The following is a 17833-nucleotide window of genomic DNA, read 5'->3' on the forward strand; positions in this document are numbered from 1 at the left end:
GGGGGCATCTCGTGGGCGGCCCCGGTAGCCTTGCCGTCCGTGACCGAAACCCTTATCTGGATCGTCGTCGGCGTCTTCGCGATCGGGCTCTACCTCAGCTGGACCGCCGGACGGCTCGACCGGCTGCACACCCGTATCGACGCCGCCCGCGCCGCTCTCGACGCGCAGCTGCTGCGACGCGCCTCGGTCACGCAGGAGCTGGCCACCTCCGGTGTGCTCGATCCGGCCGCGTCCCTCGTGCTGTACCAGGCCGCGCACGCCGCCCGGCAGGCCGAGGAGGAGCAGCGGGAGGTCGCCGAGAGCGAGCTGAGCCAGTCACTGCGGGCCGTGTTCGGGGAGACCGCGCAGGTCGAGGCCGTACAGGCCGCTCCCGGGGGCGAGGACGCCGCGGGTGAACTCGCCGCTTCCGTACGGCGCGTACCGATGGCCCGGCGGTTCCACAACGACGCCGTACGCGCGGCCCGCGCCCTGCGCCGGCACCGCAAGGTCCGCTGGTTCCGGCTCGCCGGGCACGCGCCGTTTCCGCTCGCCTTCGAGATGGACGACGAGCCGCCCGTGGCGCTGGCCGACCGCCCCGGTTCGTAGAGAACGATCCACCGGCCTGCCATTGGCCCTTGCTGTGGACCGCTCCCGAGGCGTTTTCTGGCGGTGCCGTACTCCATCACTTTCAGCCAGTGAGGTCGATCCGTGTCCACCACGCTCCCCACCACCCCCCAGCCCGCCGAGAACTCCGCGACCGGCACCGCACGCGTCAAGCGCGGCATGGCCGAGCAGCTCAAGGGCGGCGTGATCATGGACGTCGTCACGCCGGAGCAGGCGAAGATCGCCGAAGACGCCGGCGCGGTCGCCGTGATGGCCCTGGAGCGGGTCCCCGCCGACATCCGCAAGGACGGCGGCGTCGCCCGGATGTCCGACCCGGACATGATCGAGGGCATCATCGACGCCGTCTCGATCCCGGTCATGGCCAAGTCCAGGATCGGCCACTTCGTCGAGGCCCAGGTCCTCCAGTCCCTCGGCGTCGACTACATCGACGAGTCCGAGGTGCTGACCCCGGCCGACGAGGTCAACCACGCCGACAAGTGGGCCTTCACCACGCCCTTCGTCTGTGGCGCCACCAACCTGGGTGAGGCCCTGCGCCGGATCGCCGAGGGCGCGGCCATGATCCGCTCCAAGGGCGAGGCCGGCACCGGCAATGTCGTCGAGGCGGTCCGGCATCTGCGCCAGATCAAGAACGAGATCGCCAAGCTCCGCGGCTTCGACAACAACGAGCTGTACGCCGCGGCCAAGGAGCTGCGCGCCCCGTACGAGATCGTCAAGGAGGTCGCCGCGCTCGGCAAGCTGCCGGTGGTGCTGTTCTCCGCCGGCGGTGTCGCCACCCCGGCCGACGCCGCGCTGATGCGCCAGCTCGGCGCCGAGGGCGTCTTCGTCGGCTCCGGCATCTTCAAGTCGGGCGACCCGGCCAAGCGCGCCGCCGCCATCGTGAAGGCCACCACCTTCTACGACGACCCGAAGATCATCGCGGAGGCGTCCCGCAACCTGGGCGAGGCGATGGTCGGCATCAACTGCGACACCCTCCCCGAGACCGAGCGCTACGCGAACCGTGGCTGGTAACGACTCATGAGCACCCCTGTGATCGGAGTCCTGGCCCTCCAGGGCGACGTCCGGGAGCATCTGGCCGCCCTGGCCGCGGCGGACGCCGTGGCCAGGACCGTCAGGCGCCCCGAGGAGCTCGCCGAGGTCGACGGGCTGGTGATCCCGGGCGGCGAGTCCACCACCATGTCCAAGCTGGCCGCGCTCTTCGGGATGCTGGAGCCGCTGCGTACGCGCGTACGGGCCGGGATGCCGGTGTACGGCACCTGCGCCGGGCTGATCATGCTGGCCGAGAAGATCCTCGATCCCCGTTCCGGCCAGGAGACCATCGGCGGCATCGACATGATCGTCCGCCGGAACGCCTTCGGCCGCCAGAACGAGTCCTTCGAGGCGGCCGTGGAGGTCGCGGGCATCGAGGGCGGCCCCGTGGAGGGCGTCTTCATCCGCGCCCCCTGGGTCGAGTCCGTGGGCGCCGAAGTGCGGGTCCTCGCCGAGTACGGGGGCCATGTCGTCGCCGTACGCCAGGGCAACGCCCTCGCGACGTCGTTCCACCCGGAGCTCACCGGCGACCACCGTCTGCACCGGTTCTTCACCGACATGGTGCGCACCGCGGGGTGACCCCGTCCCGGTAGGATCTCTGCCGAACGGAGCAGAACCGGTTACGCGAAGGAGACAGGCAGATGTCCGGCCACTCTAAATGGGCTACGACGAAGCACAAGAAGGCCGTGATCGATGCCAAGCGCGGCAAGCTCTTCGCGAAGCTGATCAAGAACGTCGAGGTCGCCGCCCGTACCGGCGGCGCCGACGTCGAAGGCAACCCGACCCTCTTCGACGCCATCCAGAAGGCGAAGAAGAGCTCGGTGCCGAACAAGAACATCGACTCGGCCGTCAAGCGCGGCGCCGGCCTGGAGGCCGGTGGCGCCGACTACGAGACGATCATGTACGAGGGTTACGGTCCGAACGGCGTCGCGGTGCTCATCGAGTGCCTCACCGACAACCGCAACCGCGCGGCCTCGGACGTGCGCGTCGCGATGACCCGCAACGGCGGTTCGATGGCCGACCCGGGCTCCGTCTCGTACCTCTTCAACCGCAAGGGCGTCGTGATCGTCCCCAAGGGTGAGCTGGGCGAGGACGATGTCCTGGGCGCCGTCCTGGACGCGGGCGCCGAGGAGGTCAACGACCTCGGTGAGTCCTTCGAGGTGCTCAGCGAGGCCACCGACCTGGTCGCGGTGCGCAGTGCGCTCCAGGAGGCCGGCATCGACTACGACTCCGCCGACGCCAACTTCGTCCCGACCATGCAGGTCGAACTGGACGAGGAAGGCGCTCGCAGGATCTTCAAGCTGATCGACGCGCTCGAGGACAGCGACGACGTGCAGAACGTCTTCGCCAACTTCGACGTCTCGGACGAAGTGATGGAGAAGGTCGACGCCTGAGCCGCGTCTGACATGGCTTCACCTGACGGGCCGACGGGGACACACCTCCGTCGGCCCGTCGCGTTGTCAGTGGTGCCCGATACTGTGCTGACCGGACGTTGCTGATCAGGGGTTCTGCCGCATAAGTAGAACGCGTGGCCGAAAGACTGGGCCCAGAAGCGGGGCCGAGAAGCGGGGCCGAAGAGTGGGGGGAGTGGCGAGATGCGGGTTCTGGGTGTTGACCCCGGACTGACCCGGTGCGGTGTGGGCGTCGTCGAGGGCGTCGCGGGTCGTCCGTTGACGATGCTCGGCGTCGGCGTGGTCCGCACGTCCCCGGACGCGGAGATCGGCATGCGTCTGGTCGCCATCGAGCAGGGCATAGAGACCTGGCTCGACGAGCACCGGCCCGAACTCGTCGCGGTGGAGCGGGTGTTCGCCCAGCACAATGTCCGTACGGTGATGGGCACCGCCCAGGCCAGCGCGGTCGCCATGCTCTGCGCCTCGCGCCGCGGGATCCCCGTCGCCCTGCACACCCCCAGTGAGGTGAAGGCCGCCGTCACCGGCAGCGGCCGGGCGGACAAGGCGCAGGTCGGCGCGATGGTGACCCGGCTGCTGCGGCTGGCCGCCCCGCCCAAGCCGGCCGACGCCGCGGACGCCCTCGCGCTCGCCATCTGCCACATCTGGCGTGCCCCCGCCATGAACCGCCTGCAGCAGGCACACGCGGCGGCCCGCCCCTCCCGTATCCCCACCACCGCACCCGTCCGGAAGGTCACGCGATGATCGCCTTCGTCAGCGGCCCGGTCGCCGCCCTCGCCCCGACCACCGCCGTGATCGAGGTCGGTGGCATCGGCATGGCCGTCCAGTGCAGCCCGGGCACACTCGCCGCGCTGCGGATCGGCCAGCAGGCCAAGCTCGCCACCTCCCTCGTCGTACGGGAGGACTCGCTCACCCTGTACGGCTTCGCGGACGACGACGAACGCCAGGTGTTCGAGCTGTTGCAGACCGCCAGCGGGGTCGGGCCCCGGCTGGCTCAGGCGATGCTCGCCGTGCACGCCCCGGACACCCTGCGTATCGCCGTCGCCACCGGGGATGAGAAGGCCCTGACGGCTGTCCCCGGTATCGGCAAGAAGGGCGCCCAGAAGCTGCTGCTGGAGTTGAAGGACCGGCTCGGCGAGCCGGTCGGCGCGGCCGCAGGACGACAGGGCATCGGCGCCGCGGCCGCCGCCTCCTGGAGCGATCAGCTGCACGCCGCCCTGATCGGCCTCGGCTACGCCACCCGCGAGGCGGACGACGCGGTCGCCCTGGTCACACCCCAGGCCGAGGCCGCGGTGGCCGCGGGGGATCAGCCCCCCGTGCCGCGGCTGCTGCGCGCGGCGCTGCAGAGCCTGAACAGAACGCGTTGAGCCGACACCGGCCGGCATCCGTGCCGTACTCCATGGGGCCGTCCTGGGACGCGCCGACTCCCCGAGGTGAAACAGAGTGAACTGGGACGACACCACCAGCGAGACCGAGGCGGCGGCCGACGCGGCCGAGCGGCTCGTCGGCGCGTCCGCGGACGGCGAGGACCAGGCCGTCGAGGCGGCCCTGCGGCCCAAGTCACTGGACGAGTTCGTGGGGCAGGAGCGCGTCCGTGAACAGCTGGACCTGGTGCTCAAGGCGGCGCTGGCGCGCGGCGCCACCGCCGACCATGTGCTGCTCTCCGGGGCGCCCGGACTCGGCAAGACCACCCTCTCCATGATCATCGCGGCCGAGATGAACGCCCCGATCCGCATCACCTCGGGCCCCGCCATCCAGCACGCGGGCGATCTCGCCGCGATTCTCTCCTCCCTCCAGGAGGGGGAGGTCCTCTTCCTCGACGAGATCCACCGGATGTCCCGGCCCGCCGAGGAGATGCTGTACATGGCGATGGAGGACTTCCGGGTCGACGTGATCGTCGGCAAGGGCCCCGGCGCCACCGCGATCCCCCTGGAGTTGCCGCCGTTCACGCTGGTGGGGGCCACCACCCGGGCCGGACTGCTGCCGCCCCCGCTGCGCGACCGCTTCGGGTTCACCGGCCATATGGAGTTCTACGAGAGCGCCGAGCTGGAGCGCGTGATCCACCGCTCCGCGCAGCTCCTCGATCTGGAGATCGACGCCGACGGCGCTGCCGAGATCGCCGGCCGCTCCCGTGGCACGCCCCGGATCGCCAACCGCCTGCTGCGGCGCGTACGCGACTACGCCCAGGTCAAGGCGGACGGACACATCACCCGTGCGGTGGCCGAGGTGGCCCTCGGGGTGTACGAGGTTGACGCCCGCGGACTCGACCGGCTCGACCGGGCCGTGCTCCGGGCGCTGCTCAAGCTCTTCGGCGGCGGGCCCGTGGGCCTGTCGACCCTGGCGGTGGCCGTGGGGGAGGAGCGCGAGACGGTCGAGGAGGTCGCGGAGCCCTTCCTCGTACGGGAGGGACTGCTCGCCCGCACGCCGCGCGGCCGGGTCGCCACCCCCGCGGCCTGGGCACACCTCGGACTCGTCCCCCCGCAGCAGGGCCCCGGCACAAGCGGACAACAGGGCCTGTTCGGGACGTGACGGCAAGGACACGGGTGCACTCAGGAACCCCGGTGCGATGCTGGGCGTTGTTCCAACGATGCGGACTCGCTTAGACTCCGCCGATGCCGCCCTTCCAGGTCGGCATGCCCACCCCCGTATATCAGGCCGCTCGACAGCGCGGTCGTGTGAAGGAAGTTCCCTCCCGTGAGTCTCGTCACCCTCCTCCCCTTCATCGTGCTCATCGGGGCCATGTTCCTGATGACCCGGTCCGCCAAGAAGAAGCAGCAGGCGGCTGCGCAGATGCGCAACGACATGCAGCCGGGCACCGGCGTCCGGACGATCGGCGGCATGTACGCCACCGTCAAGGAGGTGCACGACGACATGGTCCTCCTGGAGGTCGCTCCCGGCATCCACGCCGTCTACGCCAAGAACGCCATTGGTGCGGTGCTGGACGACGACGAGTACAACCGGATCGTGCACGGCGACGACGACGCCTTCAAGACCGACGACGCGGTCGTGCCGGACGACGCTTCCTCACTGACCGAGACCGACGACACCCCGGACACGGCCAAGATCGACCTGGGCAAGAAGCCCGAGGCCGAGGAGGCCGAGCCCAAGGACGGCAAGGCTGACGGCGAGGCCGGCGCGAAGTAGTCACGACCGTGACGGAGGGCCGCCCAGCGGCCCTCCGCGGCTACGGCCGGTGCTGATTTCTGCGGGGGCAGGTCCCCACAACACTTCGTGGCCGCTCCGGCGCACACCCGGCGTGGGGCGGTTGGACAGGGAGAAACGAGAAGGTGGCAGCACCTAATAAGGGCCGAAGGCAAGCGGGGTCCCCAGGCAGGCCGGGGCGCACCCTGGCACTGTTCCTGATTGCCATGGTCGCCCTCACCGGCGGGATGTTCTGGTCCGGTCATGTCACGCCACGTCTGGGGATCGACCTGGCGGGCGGCACGAGCATCACGCTCCAGGCGAAGAACACGCCGGGCAAGCCGAACGCGATCAACAAGACCAACATGGACACCGCGGTCAGCATCATCGACCGCCGTGTCAACGGTCTTGGTGTCTCGGAGGCCGAGGTTCAGACCCAGGGCGCCGAGAACATCATCGTCAACATCCCCCGGGGCACGAACGAGAAGCAGGCGCGCGACCAGGTCGGTACGACCGCGCAGCTGTACTTCCGGCCCGTGCTGACGGTCGCGGCAGGCGGCCCGACCGCCCCGCCTCCCCCGAGTGGTTCACCGAGCGGCTCTCCCAGTCCCTCGTCGAGCGCCTCGCCGGACACGGCCGACAAGCCGGCCGCGTCGACGACGCCCTCCGCGAGCGCGACCACCCAGGGCCGGGCCGTCACGGACGCTCTGAAGAAGGACGCGACACCCACTCCCAGCGCCTCCGGTTCGGACAAGCCCAGCACCTCGCCGAGCCCCAAGCCCTCGGGCACCCCCTCCAGCGACCCGGCCGCCGCCGCCCTGGAGAAGAAGTTCACCGATCTGGACTGCACGAAGCAGGGCCAGCGCACCACGGTCAACCAGGACTCGACGCCCAAGGACACGATCGTGGCCTGCGGCAAGAACTCCGGCGGCCAGTGGGAGAAGTACGTCCTCGGCCCCTCCGAGCTGCAGGGCACGGACGTCGACGAGGCCAAGGGCGTTCTCGACCCGCAGCGCGGCATGTGGATCGTCACGATGGACTTCACCGGCGGTGGCACGAAGAAGTTCCAGTCCATCACCGGCAAGCTGTCGCAGCAGCAGGCGCCGATGAACCAGTTCGCCATCGTGCTCGACGGCAACGTCGTCTCGGCGCCCTCGGTGAGCCAGACCCTCGGCGGCAGCGCCGAGATCTCCGGCAGCTTCACCCAGCAGTCGGCCCAGGACCTGGCCAACATCCTGTCCTACGGTGCGCTGCCCCTCAGCTTCGAGGAGCAGAGCGTCACCACGGTCACCGCCGCGCTCGGCGGTGAGCAGCTCGACGCGGGCCTGATCGCCGGCGCCATCGGCCTCGCCCTGGTGATCATCTACCTGGTGTCGTACTACCGCGGCCTCTCGCTGATCGCGATCCTCAGCCTCGGCGCCTCGGCGGTCATGACGTACACGATCATGTCCCTGCTCGGACCCGGTATCGGCTTCGCGCTGAACCTGCCCGCGGTCTGTGGCGCGATCGTCGCCATCGGTATCACCGCGGACTCGTTCATCGTCTACTTCGAACGGATCCGGGACGAGATCCGCGAGGGCCGTACGCTCCGCCCGGCCGTCGAGCGGGCCTGGCCGCGCGCCCGGCGCACCATCCTGGTCTCCGACTTCGTGTCGTTCCTCGCCGCCGCGGTGCTCTTCGTCGTCACGGTCGGCAAGGTCCAGGGCTTCGCCTTCACCCTCGGCCTCACCACGCTCCTCGATGTGGTCGTGGTGTTCTTCTTCACCAAGCCGGTGATGACGATCCTGGCCCGCAAGAAGTTCTTCTCCAGCGGTCACCCCTGGTCCGGACTGGACCCGAAGCGGCTCGGCGCCAAGCCGCCGCTGCGCCGCACCCGCCGTGTCAGCGCCCCCACCGACCCGAAGGAGGCGTGAGATGTCGCGACTCGGCGCACTCGGCGCCCGGCTCTACCGCGGCGAAGTCGGCTACGACTTCGTCGGGAAGCGCAAGTTCTGGTACGCGATCTCGATCCTGATCACCATCACGGCCATCGTCGGCCTGGCGGTGCGCGGCCTCAACATGGGCATCGAGTTCAAGGGCGGTGCGGTCTTCACCACCCCGAGCACGAGCGTCTCCGTGACCCAGGCCAGGACGGCCGCCCAGGAAGCGTCGGGACACGACGCGATCGTCCAGAAGCTCGGCAACGGCGGGCTGCGGATCCAGGTCACCGAACTGGGCACCAAGCAGGCCGGCGTCGTGAAGACCGAGCTCGCCCAGGACCTGAAGGTCGACGAGGAGAAGATCAACGCCGACCTGGTCGGGCCGAGCTGGGGCGAGACGATCGCCAACAAGGCCTGGACCGGTCTCGCGATCTTCATGATCCTGGTGGTGATCTATCTCGCCATCGCCTTCGAATGGCGTATGGCGGTCGCGGCGCTGATCGCCCTGATCCACGACCTCACGATCACCGTCGGTGTGTACGCACTCGTCGGCTTCGAGGTCACCCCGGGCACGGTGATCGGTCTGCTCACCATCCTCGGTTACTCCCTCTACGACACCGTCGTCGTCTTCGACAGTCTCAAGGAGGGGTCGGCGGGCATCACGAAACAGACCCGCTGGACCTACAGCGAGATCGCCAACCGCTCCATCAACGGGACCTTGGTGCGCTCCATCAACACCACCGTGGTCGCGCTGCTGCCGGTCGCCGGTCTGCTCTTCATCGGCGGCGGTTTCCTCGGCGCCGGCATGCTGAACGACATCTCGCTCTCGCTCTTCGTCGGCCTCGCCGCCGGCGCGTACTCCTCGATCTTCATCGCCACCCCGCTCGTCGCCGACCTCAAGGAACGCGACCCGCAGATCAAGGCGCTGAAGAAGCGGGTACTCGCCAAGCGGGCCGCCGCTGCCGCCAAGGGTGAAGCGGCCGACTTCGACACCGACAGCGATGCCGGCTTCGAGGACGGCCCGGAGGACGGACTCGTCGATGACGCGGCGCCCGCCGCCGCTGTCGCCGGCCCGCGTGGCCGCGGTGGCCGCGGCCGCCCGTCGAGCAGGCGCCGATGACGGACGCCAGCACCCGCGAGCTGCTGCTCAGCCGCATCCGTGATGTCGCCGACCATCCCAAGCCCGGTGTGGTCTTCAAGGACATCACTCCGCTGCTCGCGGACCCGAAGGCATTCACGGCGCTGACCGACGCGCTCGCCGAGCTCACTACCCGGCTCGGCGCGACGAAGGTCGTCGGCCTGGAGGCGCGGGGCTTCATCCTGGCCGCCCCCGTGGCGATCAGGGCGGGGCTCGGCTTCATCCCCGTACGCAAGGCGGGCAAGCTGCCCGGCGCGACGCTGTCGCAGGCGTACGAGCTGGAGTACGGCTCCGCCGAGATCGAGGTCCATGCCGAGGACCTGGACCAGGGCGACCGCGTCATCGTCATCGACGATGTCCTCGCCACCGGCGGTACGGCCGAGGCGTCGCTGGAGCTCGTCCGGCGAGCCGGAGCCGAGGTCGTGGGCGTCGCGGTCCTGATGGAGCTCGGCTTCCTGGGCGGCCGGGCCCGGCTGGAACCGGCGCTGCGCGGGGCCCCGCTGGAGGCCCTGATCACGCTCTGAGCGGCCTTTCGATACGCGCGGACGGGCACCCGGGAACAACCGGGTGCCCGTCCCGCGTTGTGCGGTGCCCACGGTCCCGGGGCGAGAGGGACGCCCGGGGTCGATACCATGGAACCTCCGGGCCTGACCGGGGGACCTGGATCCGCACGAGGAGCGCCCTTGCCAGAAGAGGTCCAGCCACTGGCCGCCGCAACGCCCGATCACCACGCCGACCAGGCCGCGGCGGCGCCGGCCACACCGCAGGACAAGGCCGCGGTCGCGGCCGCGGAGAAGTCTGCGCGGACGCCATCGGAGACCTCTGACGCACGGCCCGCGCAGACTCCCGCCGCACAGCCCCCGGCGAAGCCCGCGTCCGAGCGCCCCCCGACGCCGGTCACCGCACCCAAGCCCGGACCCGCCACCCCGTCCCGTTCCGGCGGCTCCTCCAACCGGGTAAGGGCCCGCCTCGCCCGGCTCGGTGTGCAGCGCTCCTCGCCGTACAACCCGGTCCTGGAGCCGCTTCTGCGGACCGTGCGCGGCAACGACCCGAAGATCGAGAGCTCGACGCTCCGCCAGATCGAGAGCGCCTACCAGGTGGCCGAACGCTGGCACCGTGGCCAGAAGCGCAAGAGCGGCGATCCGTACATCACCCACCCCCTCGCGGTGACCACGATCCTCGCCGAGCTGGGTATGGACCCGGCCACCCTGATGGCGGGCCTGCTGCACGACACCGTCGAGGACACCGAATACGGCCTGGACACCCTGCGCCGCGACTTCGGCGACCAGGTCGCGCTGCTCGTCGACGGCGTCACCAAGCTGGACAAGGTCAAGTTCGGCGAGGCCGCGCAGGCCGAGACCGTACGCAAAATGGTCGTCGCCATGGCCAAGGACCCACGCGTCCTGGTCATCAAGCTCGCCGACCGGCTGCACAACATGCGCACCATGCGCTATCTCAAGCGGGAGAAGCAGGAGAAGAAGGCCCGCGAGACGCTGGAGATCTACGCGCCCCTGGCCCACCGGCTGGGCATGAACACCATCAAGTGGGAGCTGGAGGACCTCGCCTTCGCGATCCTCTACCCGAAGATGTACGACGAGATCGTCCGCCTCGTCGCCGAGCGGGCTCCCAAGCGCGACGAATATCTGGCCATAGTGACCGACGAGGTCCAGTCGGATCTGCGCGCCGCCCGGATCAAGGCCACCGTCACCGGCCGGCCGAAGCACTACTACAGCGTCTACCAGAAGATGATCGTCCGCGGCCGTGACTTCGCGGAGATCTACGACCTGGTGGGTATCCGTGTCCTCGTCGACACCGTCCGTGACTGTTACGCGGCGCTCGGCACCGTCCACGCCCGGTGGAATCCGGTCCCCGGACGGTTCAAGGACTACATCGCGATGCCCAAGTTCAACATGTACCAGTCGCTGCACACGACGGTCATCGGGCCCAACGGCAAGCCCGTCGAGCTGCAGATCCGTACGTTCGACATGCACCGCCGCGCCGAGTACGGCATCGCCGCGCACTGGAAGTACAAGCAGGAGGCCGTGGCGGGCGCCTCCAAGGTGCGTACCGATGTGCCGAAGAACGTGGGCAAGGGCGCCGGCCAGGACACCGTCAATGACATGGCGTGGCTGCGCCAGCTGCTGGACTGGCAGAAGGAGACCGAGGACCCCAGCGAATTCCTGGAGTCGCTCCGCTTCGACCTGTCCCGCAACGAGGTCTTCGTCTTCACACCCAAGGGCGATGTCATAGCGCTGCCGGCCGGGGCCACCCCCGTCGACTTCGCGTACGCCGTCCACACCGAGGTCGGCCACCGCACCATAGGGGCGCGGGTCAACGGACGGCTCGTACCGCTCGAATCGACGCTCGACAACGGCGACCTCGTGGAGGTCTTCACCTCCAAGGCGACCGGGGCAGGTCCCTCGCGGGACTGGCTGGGGTTCGTCAAGTCGCCGCGGGCCAGGAACAAGATCCGCGCGTGGTTCTCCAAGGAGCGCCGCGACGAGGCCATCGAACAGGGCAAGGACGCCATCGCGCGGGCCATGCGCAAGCAGAACCTGCCGATCCAGCGCATCCTCACCGGAGACTCGCTGGTCACGCTGGCGCACGAGATGCGCTACCCCGACATCTCATCCCTGTACGCGGCGATCGGCGAGGGCCATGTGGCCGCGCAGGGCGTCGTACAGAAGCTGGTGCAGGCCCTCGGCGGCGAGGACGCCGCCAACGAGGACATCGCCGAGAGCGCCCCGCCCTCGCACGGCCGCAACAAGCGCCGCTCCAGCGCCGACCCCGGTGTGGTGGTCAAGGGCGTCGAGGACGTCTGGGTGAAGCTCGCCCGCTGCTGTACGCCGGTCCCGGGCGACCCGATCATCGGCTTCGTCACCCGGGGCAGCGGCGTCTCGGTGCACCGCGCCGACTGCGTCAATGTGGACTCGCTGTCACAACAGCCCGAACGGATCCTCGAAGTCGAGTGGGCGCCGACCCAGTCCTCGGTCTTCCTGGTCGCCATCCAGGTCGAGGCGCTGGACCGGTCCCGGCTGCTGTCGGACGTCACCCGCGTGCTGTCCGACCAGCATGTGAACATCCTGTCCGCGGCCGTCCAGACCTCCCGCGACCGGGTCGCCACCTCGCGCTTCACCTTCGAGATGGGCGACCCGAAGCACCTCGGGCACGTACTGAAGGCGGTACGCGGCGTGGAGGGCGTCTACGACGTCTACCGCGTCACCTCGGCCCGCAGGCCGTAGTTCACCGGGACCGACACCGGGACCGACGCCGGAACCACGGCACACGCGAAGGGGCTCCCCGTACACCAGGTACGGAGAGCCCCTTCGCGTCGCGATACCGCCCGCGGTCTAGCCGCCGAACTCCTGGAGGCCCTTCAGCGCCTGGTCGAGCAGTGCCTGGCGGCCCTCCAGCTCCTTGGCGAGCTTGTCCGCCCTGGCGTTGTTGCCGCTCGCACGCGCCGCGTCGATCTGCGTACGCAGCTTGTCGACGGCCGCCTGCAGCTGCCCCGTCAGACCCGCGGCGCGCGCCCGCGCCTCCGGGTTCGTACGGCGCCACTCGTTCTCCTCGGACTCCTGCAGAGCCCGCTCCACCGCCTGCATCCGGCCCTCGACCTTCGGCCTGGCGTCGCGCGGCACATGGCCGACGGCCTCCCAGCGCTCGTTGAGGGACCGGAAGGCCGCCCTGGCCGCCTTGAGGTCCCTCACCGGCACCAGTCGCTCGGCCTCGACCGCCAGCTCTTCCTTGAGCTTCAGGTTCTCGGTCTGTTCGGCGTCACGCTCGGCGAAGACCTCACCGCGCGCGGCGAAGAAGACGTCCTGGGCGCCGCGGAAGCGGTTCCACAGATCGTCCTCGGCCTCGCGCTGCGCGCGGCCCGCCGCCTTCCAGTCCGTCATCAGCTCCCGGTAGCGGGCGGCCGTCGTCCCCCAGTCGGTGGAGCCGGAGAGTGCCTCGGCCTCCGCGACCAGCTTCTCCTTGGCCTTACGGGCGTCCTCGCGCTGCGCGTCGAGCGCGGCGAAGTGGGCCTTGCGGCGCTTGGAGAACGCCGAGCGGGCGTGCGAGAAGCGGTGCCACAGCTCGTCGTCGGACTTCCGGTCCAGCCTCGGCAGGCCCTTCCAGGTGTCCACCAGCGCCCGCAGCCGCTCGCCGGCCGACCGCCACTGGTCGCTCTGCGCCAGCTCCTCCGCCTCGACGACCAGCGCCTCCTTGGCGTGGCGCGCCTCGTCGGTCTGCTTCGCCCGCTGCGCCTTGCGCTCCTCACGGCGCGAGTCGACCGTCGCGACCAGCCCGTCGAGCCGCTTGCGCAGCGCGTCGAGATCACCCACGGCGTGGTGCTCGTCGACCTGCCCGCGAAGATGCTCGATGGCCGTGGCCGCATCCTTCGAGGACAGATCGGTGGTCTTCACCCGCCGTTCGAGGAGGCCGATCTCGACGACCAAGCCCTCGTACTTGCGCTCGAAATAGGCCAGAGCCTCCTCCGGAGAGCCTGCCTGCCACGATCCGACGACCTGCTCGCCCTCGGCCGTCCGCACGTACACGGTGCCCGTCTCATCGACGCGGCCCCACGGGTCGCTGCTCACAGCGCCTCCTCCACCTGATGCCCGCGAGGGATGTGACCCCCCGGGCATCGTCCACAGTTTCCTGGGACGGGCTGCGCCCGCCCTGCACAACGCCAATCTAGGCGACCGGCCGCCCGGCTGTCCGCACTCAGCACGGCCGAATTCAGAGGGTCACGCCTTGTCGACCGTCCCCTTCTTCACGGTGACCGCCTTCTTGGGCGCACCGTCGCCCGCTCCGCCGTCCACCCCGGCCTTCGCCACCGCGTCCACGGCCTTCAGACCGTCGGCGTCCATCGTCCCGAACGGGGTGTAGCTGGGCGGGAGCTTGGTGTCCTTGTAGACGAGGAAGAACTGGCTTCCCCCGGTGTGCGGCTGGCCGGTATTGGCCATCGCCACCGTCCCGGCCTTGTACGTGACGGAGCCGTCCGCGCCGGCCTTGCCGAGGGCGGTCAGATTCTCGTCCGGGATCGTGTAGCCGGGGCCGCCGGTCCCGTCCCCCTTGGGGTCGCCGCACTGCAGCACGAAGATCCCCTCGGTGGTCAGCCGGTGGCACTTCGTTTTGTCGAAGTAGCCCTTGTCCGCGAGGGACTTGAAGGAGTTCACGGTGTGCGGCGTCTTCTTGGCGTCCATCGTGATGGAGATGTCGCCCTGGCTCGTCGAAAGCGCCATCGTGTACTTCGCCGTCTTGTCGACCGTCATCTTCGGCTCGGGGGCGCTGCTCTCGGTCGGCGACGGCGACGCCGACGCCGAGGGGGTCGCCTCGGGCGAGGCGGCGTCGCTCTTGCTGTCACCGCCCGTCAGGCCTCCTGAGGCGTACGCCGCGGCGCCCGCGGCCACCACCACGGCCAGCGCGGAGGCGATGACGACGTTGCGGCGCTTCGCCCTCTTCCGGGCTGTGGCCCGGCGCTGCTGCTGCCGCTCGAACTTCTCCCGGGCGAGCTGGCGCCGACGCTGATCGCTGTTGACCACCGGGTCTTCTCCTCGACTTGTCGTGTGATCCTGTCCGGCCTGACCAGGTCCTGTCCGGTCGATCTTCGTGAGCCCGCGAAGATCCGCCCGACAGGACCCAGGCCCTGTCCGGCGGATCGTCGCGGGCTGATCCGCGACGATCCGCCGCACAGGACCTAGCCCCGTACGGTATATGGGTTCGCTGTGTAATGAGCAGCGCCGGTAGGCTCTGATCTGCCGCATTCTCCCGACGGACGACATATAAGGACGATCGTGCTCATTGCCGGGTTCCCCGCCGGGGCCTGGGCGACCAACTGCTACCTGGTCGCCCCCGCCGCAGGCGAGGAGTGCGTGATCATCGACCCGGGCCACCAGGCCACGCGAGGAGTCGAGGACGCTCTCAGGAAGCATCGGCTCAAGCCCGTCGCCGTCATCCTCACCCATGGCCACATCGACCATGTCGCCTCGGTCGTCCCGGTGTGCGGAGCACATGACGTACCGGCGTGGATCCACCCCGCGGACCGGTACATGATGAGTGACCCGGAGAAGGCCCTCGGCCGCTCGATCGGGATGCCGCTGATGGGCGAGCTGACCGTGGGGGAGCCCGACGACGTCAAGGAGCTGACCGACGGCGCCGCGCTGACGCTGGCGGGCCTGGAGTTCACCGTCGCGCACGCGCCCGGCCATACCAAGGGGTCGGTGACCTTCGGAATGCCCGAGGCGGTCGGCGGTGGGGATGTCCCGCCGGTCCTCTTCTCGGGCGATCTGCTGTTCGCCGGCTCCGTCGGACGCACCGACCTGCCGGGCGGCGACCACGCCGAGATGATCGAGTCACTGGGCCGTGTGTGCCTGCCGCTCGACGACTCGACCGTGGTGCTGTCCGGCCACGGCCCCCAGACGACCATCGGCCGGGAGCGCGCCACCAACCCCTATCTGAGGGACGTGGCCGCCGGCTACGGAAGCGGCCCGAGCGCCGCTCCGCGACGAGGAATGTGACGCACCGATCTCCATGAACACCTTCCAGGCCCCCAAAGGCACCTACGACCTGCTTCCGCCCGACTCCGCGGTCTTTCTCGCGGTGCGCGAGGCGATCTCCACGCCGCTGAAGAACTCCGGCTACGGCTATGTCGAGACGCCCGGCTTCGAGAACGTCGAGCTGTTCGCCCGCGGCGTCGGCGAATCCACCGACATCGTCTCCAAGGAGATGTACGCCTTCGAGACCAAGGGCGGCGACAAGCTCGCCCTGCGCCCCGAAGGCACCGCCTCCGTCCTGCGCGCCGCACTGGAAGCCAACCTGCACAAGGCCGGCAACCTGCCGGTCAAGCTCTGGTACTCCGGCTCGTACTACCGCTACGAGCGCCCGCAGAAGGGCAGGTACCGGCACTTCTCGCAGGTCGGCGCCGAGGCGATCGGCGCGGAGGACCCCGCGCTGGACGCCGAGCTGATCATCCTGGCCGACCAGGCGTACCGCTCGCTGGGCCTGCGGAACTTCCGCATCCTGCTCAACTCGCTGGGCGACCAGGAGTGCCGCCCCGTCTACCGCGAGGCGCTCCAGGGCTTTCTGCGCGGTCTCGACCTGGACGGGGAGACCCGCCGCCGTATCGAGATCAACCCGCTGCGGGTCCTCGACGACAAGCGCGCGGACGTGCAGCGGCAGCTGGCCGGGGCACCGATGCTGCGCGACTATCTGTGCGACGCGTGCAAGGCGTACCACGAAGAGGTCCGCGAGCTGCTGACCGCGGCGGGGGTGGTGTACGAGGACGACGAGAAGCTCGTACGCGGCCTCGACTACTACACACGCACCACCTTCGAGTTCGTCCACGACGGTCTCGGTTCGCAGTCGGCGGTGGGCGGCGGCGGCCGCTACGACGGTCTCTCCGAGATGATCGGCGGCCCGGCGCTCCCGTCGGTCGGCTGGGCGCTCGGCGTCGACCGTACGGTGCTGGCGCTGGAGGCCGAGGGCATCACGCTCGACCTCCCCGGCGCCACCAGCGTCTTCGCGGTGCCGCTGGGCGAGGAGGCGCGGCGGGTCCTGTTCGGTGTCGTCACCGAACTGCGCAGGGCCGGGGTCGCCGCCGACTTCTCCTACGGCGGGAAGGGCCTCAAGGGCGCGATGAAGAACGCCAACAGGTCCGGCGCGCGGTACACGATCGTCGCCGGCGAGCGGGACCTCGCGGAGGGTCTGGCGCAGCTCAAGGACATGGAGACCGGCGAGCAGACCCCGGTCGCGCTCGACGCGCTCGTGTCGGAGCTCACAGAGCGGCTCGGCTGAGCATTTCAGGCGTGCGGGGCCCGGACGGTCACCGTCCGGGCCCCTCCGTCTTTATCTCCGGCGAACGGTGGACGACGGGGAGCGTGCGGCACAATGAGGCTGCCCCCACAGGCCACTGAGTGATGGAACGGCGATATGACGAGTGCGGCACTGGACGACGTCTCCTCCAAGCGGGAGGAGGGGCGCGCCGCGCGCACGGTCGGCGGCGGCCGGGCGCTCGCGCTGCTGCTGGTGATCACGGGCGCGGCCGGGCTGCTGGCCGCCTGGGTCATCACCATCGACAAGTTCAAGCTGCTGGAGGACCCGAATTTCACCCCCGGCTGCAGCCTGAACCCGGTGGTCTCCTGCGGCAACATCATGAAGAGCGAGCAGGCCTCGGTCTTCGGGTTCCCCAACCCGATGCTCGGCCTCGTCACCTATGCCGTGGTGATCGGCGTCGGGATGGCGCTGCTGGCCGGGGCGCGCTACCGGCGCTGGTTCTGGCTCGGGCTCAACGCCGGCACGCTCTTCGGCGTCGGGTTCTGCACCTGGCTCCAGTACCAGTCGCTCTACAACATCAACTCGCTGTGCCTGTGGTGCTCCCTGGCCTGGGCCGCCACGATCATCATGTTCTGGTACGTGACGTCCCACAACATCCGCACCGGAGTGCTGCCCGCGCCCAGCTGGCTGCGCGGCTTCCTGAGCGAGTTCACCTGGGTGCTCCCCGCGCTGCACATCGGCGTCATCGGCATGCTCATCCTGACCCGCTGGTGGGACTTCTGGACCAGCTGAGCGGCCGGGTCCGCGCTGACGGTGTTGTCAGTGGCCTGGCATAGGCT

At 69.8% G+C, this 17833-nt stretch carries 17 protein-coding genes; 15 read left to right on the plus strand and 2 right to left on the minus strand.

Annotation, left to right across the window (positions count from 1 at the left end; all coding sequences use genetic code 11):
* Positions 1 to 39 precede the first annotated feature (39 nt).
* The 12 genes from ACFVWW_RS22690 (at position 40) to ACFVWW_RS22745 (ending at position 12478) form a co-directional block, all read left to right on the plus strand.
* On the plus strand, positions 40 to 585 hold the full coding sequence (locus ACFVWW_RS22690) for a hypothetical protein (protein ID WP_384190069.1): 546 nt from the start codon (positions 40 to 42) through the stop codon (positions 583 to 585).
* 102 nt (positions 586 to 687) lie between these two features.
* Positions 688 to 1611: a pyridoxal 5'-phosphate synthase lyase subunit PdxS gene (pdxS, locus tag ACFVWW_RS22695; protein WP_386878776.1), complete on the plus strand. Its 924-nt coding sequence runs from the start codon at positions 688 to 690 to the stop codon at positions 1609 to 1611.
* A 6-nt stretch (positions 1612 to 1617) separates the two neighbouring features.
* Positions 1618 to 2208 (plus strand): pyridoxal 5'-phosphate synthase glutaminase subunit PdxT, encoded by a 591-nt coding sequence (gene pdxT, locus ACFVWW_RS22700; protein WP_384190063.1) that lies wholly within the window; start codon positions 1618 to 1620, stop codon positions 2206 to 2208.
* A gap of 62 nt (positions 2209 to 2270) precedes the next feature.
* Positions 2271 to 3023: a YebC/PmpR family DNA-binding transcriptional regulator gene (locus ACFVWW_RS22705; RefSeq protein ID WP_384190061.1), complete on the plus strand. Its 753-nt coding sequence runs from the start codon at positions 2271 to 2273 to the stop codon at positions 3021 to 3023.
* 201 nt (positions 3024 to 3224) lie between these two features.
* On the plus strand, positions 3225 to 3782 hold the full coding sequence (ruvC, locus tag ACFVWW_RS22710; RefSeq protein ID WP_384330179.1) for a crossover junction endodeoxyribonuclease RuvC: 558 nt from the start codon (positions 3225 to 3227) through the stop codon (positions 3780 to 3782).
* The gene (gene ruvA / locus ACFVWW_RS22715) at positions 3779 to 4405 is read left to right on the plus strand and encodes a Holliday junction branch migration protein RuvA (RefSeq protein WP_384190055.1); all 627 of its coding nucleotides are present in this window, start codon (positions 3779 to 3781) and stop codon (positions 4403 to 4405) included. The genes ruvC and ruvA overlap by 4 nt, the downstream gene beginning before the upstream one ends.
* Before the next feature lie 76 nt (positions 4406 to 4481).
* Positions 4482 to 5567, plus strand: a complete 1086-nt coding sequence (gene ruvB, locus ACFVWW_RS22720; protein WP_384190052.1) for a Holliday junction branch migration DNA helicase RuvB — start codon at positions 4482 to 4484, stop codon at positions 5565 to 5567.
* A 165-nt stretch (positions 5568 to 5732) separates the two neighbouring features.
* Positions 5733 to 6182, plus strand: coding sequence for a preprotein translocase subunit YajC (gene yajC / locus ACFVWW_RS22725; protein ID WP_384190049.1), 450 nt, complete (start codon positions 5733 to 5735; stop codon positions 6180 to 6182).
* Between the two features lie 143 nt (positions 6183 to 6325).
* On the plus strand, positions 6326 to 8092 hold the full coding sequence (gene secD, locus ACFVWW_RS22730; protein ID WP_384330185.1) for a protein translocase subunit SecD: 1767 nt from the start codon (positions 6326 to 6328) through the stop codon (positions 8090 to 8092).
* A gap of 1 nt (position 8093) precedes the next feature.
* Positions 8094 to 9218, plus strand: a complete 1125-nt coding sequence (gene secF, locus ACFVWW_RS22735) for a protein translocase subunit SecF (RefSeq protein ID WP_384190043.1) — start codon at positions 8094 to 8096, stop codon at positions 9216 to 9218.
* Positions 9215 to 9760, plus strand: coding sequence for an adenine phosphoribosyltransferase (locus tag ACFVWW_RS22740; protein WP_384330187.1), 546 nt, complete (start codon positions 9215 to 9217; stop codon positions 9758 to 9760). The genes secF and ACFVWW_RS22740 overlap by 4 nt, the downstream gene beginning before the upstream one ends.
* A 159-nt stretch (positions 9761 to 9919) precedes the next feature.
* A complete protein-coding gene (locus tag ACFVWW_RS22745; RefSeq protein ID WP_384190038.1) occupies positions 9920 to 12478 on the plus strand; it encodes a RelA/SpoT family protein in 2559 nt (852 codons plus the stop codon).
* Positions 12479 to 12586: 108 nt separating this feature from the next.
* On the opposite strand, the gene ACFVWW_RS22750 is transcribed toward ACFVWW_RS22745, so the two are convergent.
* Positions 12587 to 13816 carry a DUF349 domain-containing protein gene (locus ACFVWW_RS22750; RefSeq protein WP_384190035.1) on the minus strand — a complete coding sequence of 410 codons (1230 nt, stop codon included), beginning with the start codon at positions 13814 to 13816 and terminating at the stop codon, positions 12587 to 12589.
* 150 nt (positions 13817 to 13966) lie between these two features.
* Entirely contained in the window at positions 13967 to 14764 is a 798-nt protein-coding gene (locus ACFVWW_RS22755; protein WP_384190032.1) for a peptidylprolyl isomerase, read from the minus strand.
* A gap of 252 nt (positions 14765 to 15016) precedes the next feature.
* On the opposite strand from ACFVWW_RS22755, the gene ACFVWW_RS22760 reads away from it, so the two are divergent.
* From ACFVWW_RS22760 to ACFVWW_RS22770, 3 genes are all read left to right on the plus strand, one after another.
* A complete protein-coding gene (locus ACFVWW_RS22760) occupies positions 15017 to 15739 on the plus strand; it encodes an MBL fold metallo-hydrolase (RefSeq protein ID WP_384190029.1) in 723 nt (240 codons plus the stop codon).
* A 13-nt stretch (positions 15740 to 15752) separates the two neighbouring features.
* Positions 15753 to 17015, plus strand: coding sequence for a histidine--tRNA ligase (gene hisS / locus ACFVWW_RS22765; RefSeq protein ID WP_386878777.1), 1263 nt, complete (start codon positions 15753 to 15755; stop codon positions 17013 to 17015).
* A gap of 135 nt (positions 17016 to 17150) precedes the next feature.
* A complete protein-coding gene (locus ACFVWW_RS22770) occupies positions 17151 to 17786 on the plus strand; it encodes a vitamin K epoxide reductase family protein (RefSeq protein ID WP_384190023.1) in 636 nt (211 codons plus the stop codon).
* The last annotated feature ends 47 nt before the right edge of the window (positions 17787 to 17833 follow it).

It is taken from the genome of Streptomyces sp. NPDC058198 (assembly GCF_042882605.1).
Classification (GTDB): Bacteria; Actinomycetota; Actinomycetes; order Streptomycetales; family Streptomycetaceae; genus Streptomyces.